We start from the raw sequence: 12,948 nt of genomic DNA on the forward strand, positions 1-12,948 counted from the left end.
TTATGTGTACACCCCCTGTGCCGTAGAGACAAATTGTTCTTCCAGATGGTCACCGATCTTTTTAATGATCGTATCCACATCAGCGCCGTTGTTGATGTCCCCAGTCTTCACCTGGACAGTAGGCGTAAGTGTCACGAAGTTCTGTATGGACTTCATTTCTGCGATATCGCGCATTACCTTTAAATCCTCAGACGAGATATCTACCTTGTCCTCGATCTTGCCGACTTTATCTACCTTGCCAACGTTTTTCTTTTTGTCATTTCCAGCATTCGCTTTTTTAGCTGCGTCAGCTGCCGCGTTCCATTTGGTGAAGTCGAAAGTTTTATCTGCCTTAGGCGTAGCTGCGGCTTTTTGCTTCCGACGATCCATATCCCGTTGGCGGATATAATTCATGGTATCATCTTGGCGTTTTCTCGCTTTAGAAGCAGCAGCGGCTTCCATTGCTTCAATTTTAGCATTGCTTTCGCTTCGGAATTTATCAGCAGCTATCTTGGAATCATCTGCGAATCGAGTTTGACTGACAAAATTGATATCCGTCATTCCTGTGCTGTTCAGAGCATTAATCATGTCATTTACTTTGTTTATTACGCCGTTTGCCATGTCTTGCATCGTCTGCATTACGCTGGCCTTTGCATTCATGAACGCTTGAGCAATACCGACTCCGACTTTTGCGAAAAAGATAGGTACTTGATCGAAAAAATTTAAGACTTCATTCCACTTCAGCAACATCGCCGCAGCCACCATGTCGTTGGTTTGGTACACCTCGTACATCCACGTCACAATAGCCACCAGGACCGTCAGGATGGCAATAAACACGTTCGCCTTCATAACCGTATTCAGGGTTGCCCACGCCGCCGAAAGACCTCGTGTTGCTAATGTTTGGGCAAATATCACAGCTGTGCTACTCCCTGTGACGAAAGCAATGATCCCTTGCGTAACCGCTACGGCTTTCATAGCAATGTTCCAAGCGATAAACGCCGCTGCCACCCCTTTGACAATAGGTGCAATGTTTTGCCAATTGCTTGATATGAAGCCGTATACTTGAGCTATAACATTAAAAGCTTTAATCGCATTTTGGACTACCCAATCTAAACCTTTGCTCAGGTTAGCAAAGAATGCATCGAATTTGCCTTGCTTGAATGCGTTATTCAACATCTGGATCATTGGTAAAAGCGACTTGGTAGCCGCGCGCCCAGCATCAGCAAACATGGATTTAACATTGTTTTGCATCGTCTCCAACTGTTTAGCCGGACTCGCCAGCATGGTTTCGAATGCTTTTTGCCCCATCTTCTGCGATTCAAGAAGCTTGTCAAATCCTTTAATAAAACCTTCGATATCACCTTTTTTAGCGAAGTCCACAATACCGGATGCGCGGATATCTGATTTGCCCATGTTAAAGCGTTCTGCAAGAGATACAATATCGCCCGAGAGGGCTTCCTTAAGGGCGAAGGCGCTGCCTTCCATGCCATTTCCCGCACTGTCAAACGCATTCAACCGTTGGGCGAGATTGTTTAGCTTCTCAAGTTGATCAACATTTTGCGTTGCCGAGAAAAAGGAAAGGCTACCTTTCAAGGACTCATTCACATCTTGCCCAGCTTCCAATGCATTTTTCTTGAAGCGATCAAACATCGCGCGTCCTACATCTTCCTGCCCTGTACGAGCAACAAACATGTCTTCCATCTTCTGCTGATCCATCGCACCACCTACGGTAGCGCTGAATAATTCCTTAAGCCCTTGAAGCGACAAATACGCTGCGGCCATACCTTTCAGATTAGCCAGCAAGCCAGACGATGCACCTTCTCCTCTTCTTAGGCTTCCGTTTATCTGCTCTTGCAATTGAGCTATTTTGCGTTCTAGGTCCGCTATTCGTGCTAAAGCGGCTTGTAACTCTGCCGCATTCGCTCCGCTACTGGTTCTGAGTTGACGCACAACACGAATAAGACGCAACACAAGCATTTGAAGATTGCCAAACATAGCTTGCAATGACGCTGGTAGTTCAATTTGTATGCGAGCTTGGATAACCCTTAGTTGGCTCTGAATGCGTTGCCTTATGAGACGTACTTGGTTCATTAAAATTGCCTCATTAGCGATTTGGATATCAAACCGCATATGTGCATTTGTAGCAGTTCTTAACCTTTCCATTTGCCTAGTAGTGGCTTGAACGGCACTATTGACTGCGTTCAGGCGTTGAGAAAAGTTATCGAACAGTTGGAGACTCGCTGATACAGTTGCCATCATTTCTCCTTTCTGGCATGAAAAAAGACGCCTTCATAGGCGTCTGTCTTTTCAACCAATTTATTTCAGTTCATCAAAAATCTTTTTCGCTTCTTTATTGTTGGTGTTTAAAAGTATGTTTCCTTTCAACGAATACTTTTTAAGAAAAAAGATTTCTTCTTGAGCCTTTTTAGCATCTTCTGGCGTATCATACTCCATTATTTGTATAGGACTATTGTCAAGATACAGCATTTTTCCGTTGGAAGCTCTTCCGTTTTCAAATTGCAATTTCCCTCGCTCTATGGCTCCAGCATCAGTATAAGCCTTCACATAATCATCAAGAGTAGGAGTAGCCGCTTCTTCTTTAGCAGATGAACAAGCAGACACAATCATCAAAGACATAACAAGCATAAATAAAGTCAGGACTTTTTTCACAAATGACCCTCCCTGAATGGGTAGATTTTACCATCATTCTACCAAGTCATTCAGGGAACGTCTATTATTTTTTCTTTGCTTTCTTTTGTTCCGCCTTCTCTTGGTCTATTCGATAAGAGATCATAGCGTAAATAGCAGCGCGTTCACGCTGACTCATTGCCATGAGATCGTGCGGCAGGATATGGAGTTCATGGAGGGCGTAGTAGGCATAGTTAGCTTCCCCACTATCCTCCTTTATGAGTTTTTTACTTCATCAACCAATTCGTTCATATCTCGATCGTAACCGCTTAGAGACTGTACTTTATCCAGCAAAGTAGAATACTCACCGGATAGTAACATCTTCTTAATGAGTGATTCAGCACCCAGAACACCATACGATTTTTGTAATTCCGCATCTTTCAAATTTGGGTAAACAACTGCCGCTACTACCATTTTGGACAAGTATGCCTCTGAATCAAATTCATTGGAGTAAATACCGTTCTTCCCTTTCACTTTCTTTGTTGACTCCTTGCGAAGTACAGAGTTTTCAGTTTCCGGGATACTACGAATAACCCACTTTACAGGCTTGCCCTCTTTATCCTTGAATCGAGGTGAAATTGCCACATCTTCAGTAATTTCAGAATCCACGTTTTGTGCATAAAACAAAGTCAAGTCGCTCATTATATTAATCTCCTTTTAGTTAAAATTAGGCTCCCAATGTAGGGGCATTGAAGCTATCAGGTACATCCACGTCATCAAAAGTAAAGTCGATATCTTCGTCCAGAACTTCGGAATCGGTATCGACTTTGGCCATGATCACACTATCCAGGTTCACACTTTTCAGAACTACAGTTTGTTTCCCAATCGAAGAGGAAGGGTCTTCGTTTACAATCATGATGTCAAAGTAAGTATCCTTACCTGTCTTGATGTAATCTAACATCAACTGTCGGAATCTCGTTGTTGTATAGTAAATCGTCATGCTGCCTGAACCGCTCCAGCCATTGGCTTTGTGCTGTGTACCGCGCTTACCAAGGGTTTTGACATCGGTTTTTTCCTTCTCTGCTTTAGCCTCAAGGGTTTTAATGTAAAACATTTCTTCTACATTGCCGTTAATCGTGGCAAAGGCTCGTCCCTCTTGACCAGAGATCGTATCTCCAGCTTTTAAGTACGCCATATTATCTCACCCGCACTTTCATGTAGATTTTCTCTACTGCATCTACTGGTTTAACTCCCGTGTCCACCAATACTGCGTCTTTGTCTTCGCCAGCAGTAACTATGAAATCTGTTTGAGAATTGAAATCCTCAATTGCATTGATGCTTTGCAACAATTCCATGTAGGCAATACCTTCTTTTTTGAATATGTTGCGCCCATCGGCATTGTTGTCCACTTTGCCGATATAGTATCTTTCAAAAACCTTTTTGAGATCGTTACCGATGCTGTCCAGTACGCGAATTACGCGGTTCTTAGAGCGCTCTTTCCCCTTAGTAGGGGTGTAACTTCGGAAAGTATTGATATCCTTCTCAACGATGGCTTTATCGTCACTAAAGGTGAATACGAACTCCCCGTTTCGCAATGCCGTGATCGTCTCACTATTAGTCAAACGAACATCTACATCAACTGCATCGTCGTAGGCCGTGTAAGTAAGTGACTGGTTTACCTGCGCCGCCGCCTCTGCCGCAGCTACCCAAGCTACCACGTTAACCTTGTCGATCACCGTTCCATCCGACAGTATCACGCCGTTTCTAGCACTTATTACGCCTTCGTAGTCGGCAGTAGGGTAGTCAGAGAGGACAACTTGTACATAACGGCCCTCCGACTCTCTCAATCGCTTCACGAAGGATACGTAAATTGACTTGAGCGTTGCATCCGTTGATACCACACCGATGGTGTTGAAATTCTGTGTTTCTACAGCGGCCAAAAAGTCACTATGGTCTGTATTGGTTACAGTACCGTTTGCGCCGCCTGTAAGTGGTGCGCCCGCTGTAGCAGCCAGCGTCTTATCAGTTGCAGACGCCTTGAATGTTACCCAGTCATTGGCTACCAGTCCGTCGATGTTCGCCACCTTCTGCGTATCTACTTCCCGACCTTCCACAAGCGTTCTTACATTAAAAATAGTAGGAGTATCAATGTCGCTTTGGATCACAACGGTAATGTCGTTCCCACGCACGCCTCCATATTTAGCTGTGATGACTAAATTCCCACTTGTGGCGGTAGCTTTTGTACCTTCGTTGAGTTTGTATATAAGAAGCTTGGAAGCCCGTTTCATCGCTTCTTTAATTAGCAACAAGCTTGCATGTGTAATGTCATAACCCAACACCTTAGATACATCGTCGCCTGCATTAATGGTGATTATCTGTTTTGTTGCTCCCCAGGGAAGCGTCAAGGGCAGCGCTACTGTACCGCGGTCACCAAGCGTGCTGAGTGACTTTGGATCAGATACAATATTCATGTACACGCCTGCTCTGTCCTTATTTTGGGTAACCCATGTACCACCTGGCATTATTTAGCCTCCTTCGCGTTAAAATCCGCCAGCAGGGTCTTAGCCTCGCTGATCGTGTATGTTCGTTCATCCTGAAGCAGAGCGTTCAGGAAGTCTTTTTCAATATTTGTAAACTGCTGTGATTCTCGAAATTGGTCTTTGGAAAAGCGGGGTTCTACAGAAGCCGCAGACGTTGCCGTCTCTTTCTTTGTAGGCGCTACCGCAGGCGTTGCCCCAGTTTCGTTTTCTTGGTTATCAGTATCAGCCACGTATACCAGCCTCCTGTTTTAAAGTCCTCATTTTTGTTTCTGGTCCCTTTGGTTTCATAAGGTGAACGTTAATGTCCAGGAAGAAATGCAGCACATCATCGACGATTTGGTGTTTCATCCCCACCGCCCTGTACATACTGCCATCCCACTGGATGTATTCCATTTCTTCATATAGCCGATCAGCCACGGCCTCACATTCACGGCGCTTCTCCGGGTTGTCTGGGTCCGGGAAATAGTGAATGTCATAGTTGTCTACCCTCATGTAGCGGCGGCCAAATTCCCGGTCTTGCGAACCATGTATAAGCAGCACAAAAAAGCATGGCTCGTCGAAACCCTGCTCTATACGCTCGTCGTATGCTTTCACACCTGTTTGAAAGGATGAAAGATACTTTCGTATTCCGTTTTTTACATCTTCCATTGCATCACCTCAGGTGGTCTTCCATAAATCGTTTCAGCATACGGTCCATGAGCGCAGGCAATTCGCGTTCAAGTTCCCTTTCGGAAATGGTAAGCATGAATCTACCTTCCACCCAGCCCGTGTGTAACCGGGTGCGGTGCCCGTATTCCACGTAAGGCGCATATTCGATAGGGTTAAATAGTTCGATGCTATAGCCACCTCCTACACGCTCTACAGGTCCCAGCTGCCAGTTACGCCGGAGCATTCCCGTATCTACGGGAGTCCTCGCCACCGTCTTAGCCAGGAGCCTACTAGCAAGCTCGCGTATGCAGTCCTCCACAAAGCGCGGGTAGTCGGCGTGCATCTTTCGCAGGCTCTTGCCCAGCTGTTCAAACTCGCTAAAATCAAACTCAGCAAAGCTCATGCCTTACCAACCCGCTTCATTTTGATTTCTTGATGTGTTGGGTAAATGAACGGCTCACCTGACTGCTGAAACTCATAATTCATGCCATCCTGCGTAACAAAGATACGACTTCCGGACGGAATAACAATATCAGGCGCAATAAACAGCTTACCGTCATATGCGACATCATTGTTCGTGTCCATTTGGGCCGCGCTTGGCAAAGACGCTTGAGACAATGCACACGGCTGGTTGTCGAATATAATGCCCTTTGTGGGCCGTTCTACGCCTGTTACGGGGTCTTTGCGGGTTGTCTGTCCTTCGACTCGGCAAACCCCCGTATAGGTCATTTCAAGAAGCCTGCGTTCCACTGCGGGATTACCCAGTTGCACACTACCACCTCAGCTTTCGAAATGCATTAAGTTGCGCGGCGTACGACTTGATGAAAGCCGTACCCTCCACGCCCTTCTTGGCATATGCGGCAAAATTAAACTGCACATCGCCGCGCTTGACACTTTGGACGTTCAACTCAGTTTCTCCAGCCGTTGCAGGCTCCGCAAACTGGTTGAGGTAATAGTCCTTTGCGATCAGCAGTGTCGTGTTTTCCAATTGCTCCGGTATGTCGGATATGTTGCAGTAGTTCTTAATGCCATCAATCGTAAAATTGAGGGCAAAAGACAACTGCACATCCTTATCTGTTTCGGTCACTGGCAGGCCCAACAAAACCTTAAGCTTGGTGAGTAAGGCTTCAAGACGCTTCGGGTCCATATCGCTCACCAGCCTATTCAGTTTTATTGGTGCTGTCTGCTTCAGTTTTATTTGCGCTGTCCGTTTTCTTTGCTGATGCTACTTCCTCAAGTACGCCTTTTTCAACTAGTTTGTCTCCATACTTATCGTCAAGATCGATTTCGCCAGAATTCACAATAACCCCTGCTTGGATCACCGGGGATAGTACCTTATATTTTTGTTTTGCCATGATATAAGTTCCTCCTATTAAACCGACAGGCGGTAGATTTGGGATGGTTTTTGTACAGCTACGAAAGCAGATTCACCAACGTATACCTCTTCGGATGGTGGTGGGCCTTCTTTGACGATAGGCAGTACATAGATTCCTGGTTCAAAGTTCTTTTCGATTGTTGGCCCTTGCACCGTGATGATAGGCTGCTCACCCAATAATGCAACTGTACGAGCTTCCAGCAGCCGCGCAGGGGCCGCACCCTCCAAGGAAACCACATCGTCGTTAACACGGATCGTAATTGGAGCGTCAGCGATTTGTGTGATGAGGCCTTCTACTTGCTCCCGGGTAGGCAACATAGCGCTGTTAACACCGAACAATGCGCCTCTTGTCTGAGCGTTGAGAGTCAGATCGAGCATAACGTCACCCGAAATGTCGATATAGCGCGGCGCTTGGCCTGCGTTAGCGTCTTTGTATGCCTTAATAGCCACTCGTAAATCATCTAACGGCGTAGAAGCAGCACGATCCGACCATAGAACTGTCGGCGTTACCTTAGCCGTCAGACCAAAGCTTACATTGATCTGCACATCATTTTTGTTATACACGATAACCCCGTTGTAAACAGCCTGCGCTCTCAACCATTCCTCTGTATCGTTTACACCTTCAATTAGTTTGTCCGTTTGATCGTAGACTCTTTGAATAGCACGTTGTCGTTCATTTTCCACACGAGGATTGGTGAATTTGAGTTGTTCGCGCTCATCCAGGCGGAAGCCGTGTTGAATCTTAGCAACCTCTTGAGTGAGTGTTTTTAGCCCTTGTTTGTCCCGTAGCGGAGCACCTGAGTTCCATCCAGTAATGGAGGCGCTTGGTGCATAGGTTTGTGTAAATACGTCATAATCAAAAGTCAAATCGTAGGTCGTATCGGTGGCACTGATAGCTTTAAGAAGATACTTTTTTGGTATAAGCCGGTTCTCAACATACCCCATGAATTCCGGTTGTTTAAATTGATCTAATGAAAGAATACCCATTTATATATTCCCCTTCCCTTATCCCTGTTTTAGTAGTAACGGTAACGCCCGGCTGCTGCTGTTTTAAATGCTGCTGTAACGCCTGTGAGCTTGCTTTCCACAACCAAGGCTTCTGCCCATGCGCCTACGATCACGTTTTGGGTGGTAGCATCACCTGTGAATACGTCATGTGACGTGAGATAAACCTTACCTGTGTCTGCATCTGCAAAAGGCTTTGCCAGTCCGTTAGCTTGGATGCTTACTGCTGTACCTGCTGGGAAAAGCGTGTTTACAGCAAACTTCGTGCCATCCAGCGTAACCCCACCAATCTTTTCAATGGAGCCCTTCACCGTATAAAGGATTTCCTTCTGTGATCCATACTCTTTAACACGTGGATTCAAGTTCATTATTTTTCACTCCCATTTCTTTGCTCGGCAATAGACTTGCCTGCGTCATAACCCTTCAATGGTGCTGGTGGGTTGCCTGCTCCTGCGCCTTCTGCTGGTTTAGCACCTTTGAAAGTCGGTTGCGTATTGCCTTCCTCTTTTGGCACAAACAAAAAGCCCTTGCTTTCGCGTAGGCCAGTGAGTTGATTGTCGAGTCCGGCTTTAATGCTTCCATCCTCTGCAATTTCGATTTGTGATTTGTCCAGCAGACTAGATACGATATCAGGATCGTGGGCCTGACCGTTCAAAGCCATCTTAAGCGCCGTATTAAGGCGTAACTCCTGCATGTCGGCATTGTACTTGTCGGTAGCAGCTTTATTTTCCTCTTGAAGCTTGGTAATCTGCTCCTGTAATGCTGGCACATCCCCCGCCGCCTTCTGCAGATCAGCCAATTGCTTATCCCGGTCCTTCAGATCCGTTTCGAGTCGTTTCTTGGTATTGTTCACTTCATCGAATTTATCTTTTGGGAACCAGTTGCCATCATTAACGACCGCCAGTTTCTTATCACCAGCCTTTTCAACAACTTGGTTATACAAATCTTCTCCAAGCAATTCTTTCAAATCCATTAATAGCACCCCTATTTTAGTTTTTATGACGTGTAACCCACCACGCATAGGATACGTTCAGTCAGCCCCGAACCTTTAAAGAGGGCAATACCCAGTTTATAGCCATATGGCAGGGCAAATGGTCAGTTAGTAAGCCTTGCTTTTATTTCCACCCATCCAGTAGGGGATACAGGCAATGTAGTCGATTCAATTCGAGGCCATTCATGTTTTCCAACCGTCACTTTGAAATTAATAATCGGCTCCCAAGGGATATACAAGGCTAATGCCAAGTCAATAGTTATTTGCATAGCTCGTTCGTTGTCATAAAGAGTAACCCTATCATCAATAACCAGCTTTCCAGTCTTGTTTAGTTCATACTGCCATTCAATGTTCGATGCAGGTTCTCCGGCAAATCCTATTTTCTCTTTTAAGATGTCAATGACCTCAGCATTGGAAAGTACATCTGCCTTTACAACTCCATTCATGACTGCCCCTCCTTGTGTTTTTTCGCAAAATAAAAAGCCTGCTGCATCTAAATGTGCAATCAGGCTTTAATCCTTACTATTTTGTTTTTCAAACGGCTCTTTGACTTGCCTTAGCATGTCAGCAGCTATTTCTTTAGGCGTTTTAGTAAAATCTAGCTTCAGCGGCGTATCATCGATTAAACCGATAGTCCGCTTTGGCTGCTTGGAAGTCTTCATGATACGTCCACCCCAATTCTTTAATGATTAGTCGCAACCACAGATAATCCATATATTCATTCTTGGCTGTTTCTGACATTGTAGCATAGTTCTCGCTGCTTTGTAACTGCTCAAGAGCAGTCATAGCAGTGGATTCCAGCACATTATTAAACACAAGCAAATCGGATGATTTACCATTAGATGATACTCCACTTACTCCGCCATCATGCCCAACTGCAAGTAAACTAACTATGGCCGGATAAATCGCCATGTTGCGTATATCCTTAACGTTAACCCTTGTTCCTCTCGGATGATTGTGAGTCAGGATCACGCTATTTGGCGGTGCTTTAATAAGCGAATCGTGTATCTCAGGCGTGAATGTAACTTTATTTATGATGCCATCAGCTCTGCCGATTTTCTTGCCTGTCTGATCCATAATGACCATGATTTCTTTGCCAGCTTTGTGACCTTCTCGGGCAAGACTACGGTTAACCTCAGCCAACTTTTCCAATACCGGTTCAGATACGTTTGGCAGATCAACATGGTAAGAAGCTTTAGGATTGTACTTCCGATTAAAGTTGCCTCCAGGTTCTTCAACCTCTGGATCAGGCGTGTTGTTTTCTGTGGATTCATTCGGCGTGTTCGGCTTAACATACTCCTTTTCCCATTCGGAATAAGTCATATCCCCGGGAACAGCCTGATTCTTACCGTCTTCGTCCCTCGCAACTCGCTCTTGTACATTTTCCTCATAATGTGGAATCGTGGTAGAACGGCAATAAGCATGCAATGGTGGGTAGTTCACCCCTACCTCAGCTTCAGACACCCCAAATACCTCTCCATCCATGTGACGGCAAATTGAGGATGTGCGTTTGTCCAGGGTAGCCGTAAACTTGTATTGCTCTACGCCCAGCTCCTTATAGGCATCCATACGAGACTGGCCAGCAAAGTAGGCTGATTCAGTTTGAATGATCCTGGCTGCAGCTGATCGGGATACACCCATTCGGTCAGACAGTGCATTAATCATCTTGTCCGGTGTATCGCCGCGTATCATGCCTTGAGTCAATACAGTCTGGAGCTCGTGTACCAGCTTGTCCCGATCCTTCCAGATACGAGCGCTAAAATTAGATCCATCCGCCGCCCAAGGTTTCGATAAGACTGCCTCTATCTGGCGTTTGTCCAGCTTGGAAAATGTAGCGCCTAACCCTGTGCCTTTGTGTAGCTCAAACACAGAGTGATAGTACCCATTCTTATATATGTCGCCCATAAGCTCTTTAGCGCCTGCCTGACGCTTTCCGGTTAGGACTTCGACATGTTGGCGCATCTGCATTTGCAAAGCCTCTAAACGAGTCATACGCACTCTTATGGACGCATTCTCAAGCTCTTTCATCCACCGCTGATCGACCGCGTTCTCACGGCCTGCCTTAATGTAATCCTCAACAGTCCACTTAAACTCTTTGAGCTCGCCAGCTTTCAGCACTTGCCGTGCTTCCGCTAGGCTTATCTCGTTATTTTTCGCAAACCGCTGGTAGAACACGTCAATATCCTTTTGGATGGATGCGTTAGCCTTGGCGTACTCAATCTCCATTTTGCGAACGTAAGCATCACCCTTGCCTAGCTGCGCCTCATTGAGGGCATCCATACGACCTGACCAGTATTCCTCGGACCTCATGACTGTTCATCCTGTTTCGGTGCTGGTTCAGGCGGAGTGCCACCGGTACCGCCATATGATTGGTCTGTTGGAATAGACGCTGATTCCGTTCTTTCCTTCTTGATCCTTTCCAACTCATCCTGGACGTTAGTCACAAATGGATGGTTAGCAACAATGGTTTCGTCCGATATGACACCTACGCTGTCCTTAGCATTTGTCACGGCTTCCGTTTCATTAATAAGAATGTCCCGGTTAAAAATGAACTCCACATCAAATTTGGAGTAATCCTTGTTCGTCGTATTAGCTAGATGCTGATTCACAAACCATAGCAATTGCTCAAGACTGGCTTGAAACTCAGTCTCGATGATGTTCGCATCCATATCTAGGTCACCATACAAGAAGCGTAGAGCAATACCGGATGGGCTGTTACCAAACTTGTCTGACTGTGTATCAACCCCACGACCAAACTCATAAATGCTCTTACGAAGCATTTCCATATGATTACTGAATGCTTCTGTATCAATATCAAGGCTGAGCGTATCTACACCGCCTGGGTCCCTTACCTTAATCACGCGTAACTGTGACAGATTCCGGCGCATTTCTCCTACATCTGTGCCGTCATAATTCTTAATAACGTAGATACTGTTTGGCAGGTCTTCGAGGTTATTGGCGTTCTCGCTCATGCGTTTGTCGTAATCGTCCACCAGTGTTTTTAGGATCTCAACCAGCGGCATTTCCTCATCGTTATACTTAAATGGGACGAAGGGCACGCGCTCCCAGTTCAATTTCTCCTGACCGTTCTTCGTTTGCGCCGTGAAGTGCTCTTTTAATTCCTCGTAAAGCATAAGATCGGGGCTAATTGTTGTATCCTGTACCCACTTCATCACACCATCAGTACCCCATAGTTCTACAATATGAACAGTCTTTTTCGTCTTGGCCTCATAGACTTCCATCGGGTAGAACCGGATCATCTTGTCTAGCTCTGTATGGGCACCATCTTTCCACAGCGGCACACACTGTTCTGACGGGATCACCTTAAAGCTCAACTCGCCTAATTCGGAATAGTAGACTTGCAGCCAGCCGATACCTTTATTAATAGCGTTTTTCCCAAGATTCTTGAGTTGTCGCAAGAATGGTTTGCCAAAGAAACTATCTAGTTGTTCTTTGTATTCGTCCGGGCCATCTGTTTGCATGCTGATAGGCTTAGATAATAAATAACCAGTCTTTTGGTCAACCAGCTTACGAACGAATCCATGGACCAATTTGTTGTTAGCTAGATTTTTAACCTCGATCTGCGCGCCGCCCTCTCCAATGATATACCGCTTGTGTTTAAGAATCTCTGTCTGATTACGGTAGTAAGCTTCCCCGGTCAGCATCCATTCATAACGTTTGGACCGTTTGAAGTCGTTAACCTCTTGCTGAGCTATCTCCCTATTGGTCATAGGAGCATTCTTATCAAGGTTGTACATTATTTCTTCTGCTAATGTCATAGT

General features: G+C 45.6%; 17 protein-coding genes. All 17 read right to left on the bottom strand.

Annotation, left to right across the window (positions count from 1 at the left end):
• Complete coding sequence (locus tag LCF57_RS12015) at nucleotides 1-2,238, bottom strand: hypothetical protein (RefSeq protein ID WP_226000889.1); 2,238 nt, start codon at nucleotides 2,236-2,238, stop codon at nucleotides 1-3.
• Between the two features lie 57 nt (nucleotides 2,239-2,295).
• Nucleotides 2,296-2,649, bottom strand: a complete 354-nt coding sequence (locus LCF57_RS12020) for a hypothetical protein (RefSeq protein ID WP_226000890.1) — start codon at nucleotides 2,647-2,649, stop codon at nucleotides 2,296-2,298.
• Nucleotides 2,650-2,883: 234 nt separating this feature from the next.
• Entirely contained in the window at nucleotides 2,884-3,309 is a 426-nt protein-coding gene (locus tag LCF57_RS12025; RefSeq protein WP_216974992.1) for a phage tail assembly chaperone, read from the bottom strand.
• Nucleotides 3,310-3,334: 25 nt separating this feature from the next.
• A complete protein-coding gene (locus LCF57_RS12030; RefSeq protein ID WP_226000891.1) occupies nucleotides 3,335-3,802 on the bottom strand; it encodes a phage tail tube protein in 468 nt (155 codons plus the stop codon).
• 1 nt (nucleotide 3,803) lies between these two features.
• A complete protein-coding gene (locus LCF57_RS12035) occupies nucleotides 3,804-5,129 on the bottom strand; it encodes a phage tail sheath family protein (protein ID WP_226000892.1) in 1,326 nt (441 codons plus the stop codon).
• A complete protein-coding gene (locus tag LCF57_RS12040; RefSeq protein ID WP_226000893.1) occupies nucleotides 5,129-5,377 on the bottom strand; it encodes a hypothetical protein in 249 nt (82 codons plus the stop codon). Before LCF57_RS12040 ends, LCF57_RS12035 begins: the two co-directional genes overlap by 1 nt.
• On the bottom strand, nucleotides 5,370-5,795 hold the full coding sequence (locus LCF57_RS12045) for a DUF6838 family protein (RefSeq protein ID WP_226000894.1): 426 nt from the start codon (nucleotides 5,793-5,795) through the stop codon (nucleotides 5,370-5,372). Before LCF57_RS12045 ends, LCF57_RS12040 begins: the two co-directional genes overlap by 8 nt.
• Before the next feature lie 4 nt (nucleotides 5,796-5,799).
• Nucleotides 5,800-6,198, bottom strand: a complete 399-nt coding sequence (locus tag LCF57_RS12050) for an HK97 gp10 family phage protein (RefSeq protein WP_226000895.1) — start codon at nucleotides 6,196-6,198, stop codon at nucleotides 5,800-5,802.
• On the bottom strand, nucleotides 6,195-6,566 hold the full coding sequence (locus LCF57_RS12055) for an ABC transporter ATP-binding protein (protein ID WP_226000896.1): 372 nt from the start codon (nucleotides 6,564-6,566) through the stop codon (nucleotides 6,195-6,197). The genes LCF57_RS12050 and LCF57_RS12055 overlap by 4 nt, the downstream gene beginning before the upstream one ends.
• 1 nt (nucleotide 6,567) lies before the next feature.
• On the bottom strand, nucleotides 6,568-6,942 hold the full coding sequence (locus tag LCF57_RS12060) for a phage head-tail connector protein (RefSeq protein ID WP_226000897.1): 375 nt from the start codon (nucleotides 6,940-6,942) through the stop codon (nucleotides 6,568-6,570).
• A gap of 13 nt (nucleotides 6,943-6,955) precedes the next feature.
• Nucleotides 6,956-7,150 carry a hypothetical protein gene (locus LCF57_RS12065; RefSeq protein ID WP_226000898.1) on the bottom strand — a complete coding sequence of 65 codons (195 nt, stop codon included), beginning with the start codon at nucleotides 7,148-7,150 and terminating at the stop codon, nucleotides 6,956-6,958.
• A gap of 17 nt (nucleotides 7,151-7,167) precedes the next feature.
• Nucleotides 7,168-8,157 (bottom strand): major capsid protein, encoded by a 990-nt coding sequence (locus LCF57_RS12070; RefSeq protein WP_226000899.1) that lies wholly within the window; start codon nucleotides 8,155-8,157, stop codon nucleotides 7,168-7,170.
• A gap of 29 nt (nucleotides 8,158-8,186) precedes the next feature.
• Complete coding sequence (locus tag LCF57_RS12075; RefSeq protein WP_071559182.1) at nucleotides 8,187-8,543, bottom strand: hypothetical protein; 357 nt, start codon at nucleotides 8,541-8,543, stop codon at nucleotides 8,187-8,189.
• A complete protein-coding gene (locus LCF57_RS12080) occupies nucleotides 8,543-9,148 on the bottom strand; it encodes a phage scaffolding protein (RefSeq protein WP_226000900.1) in 606 nt (201 codons plus the stop codon). Before LCF57_RS12080 ends, LCF57_RS12075 begins: the two co-directional genes overlap by 1 nt.
• Before the next feature lie 122 nt (nucleotides 9,149-9,270).
• Nucleotides 9,271-9,612: a hypothetical protein gene (locus tag LCF57_RS12085; RefSeq protein ID WP_226000901.1), complete on the bottom strand. Its 342-nt coding sequence runs from the start codon at nucleotides 9,610-9,612 to the stop codon at nucleotides 9,271-9,273.
• A 169-nt stretch (nucleotides 9,613-9,781) separates the two neighbouring features.
• Nucleotides 9,782-11,476: a minor capsid protein gene (locus LCF57_RS12090; protein ID WP_226000902.1), complete on the bottom strand. Its 1,695-nt coding sequence runs from the start codon at nucleotides 11,474-11,476 to the stop codon at nucleotides 9,782-9,784.
• On the bottom strand, nucleotides 11,473-12,945 hold the full coding sequence (locus LCF57_RS12095) for a phage portal protein (protein WP_226000903.1): 1,473 nt from the start codon (nucleotides 12,943-12,945) through the stop codon (nucleotides 11,473-11,475). Before LCF57_RS12095 ends, LCF57_RS12090 begins: the two co-directional genes overlap by 4 nt.
• Between the last annotated feature and the right edge of the window lie 3 nt (nucleotides 12,946-12,948).

Source organism: Paenibacillus sp. BJ-4 (assembly GCF_020404765.1).
In the GTDB taxonomy this organism is placed as follows: Bacteria; Bacillota; Bacilli; order Paenibacillales; family Paenibacillaceae; genus Paenibacillus.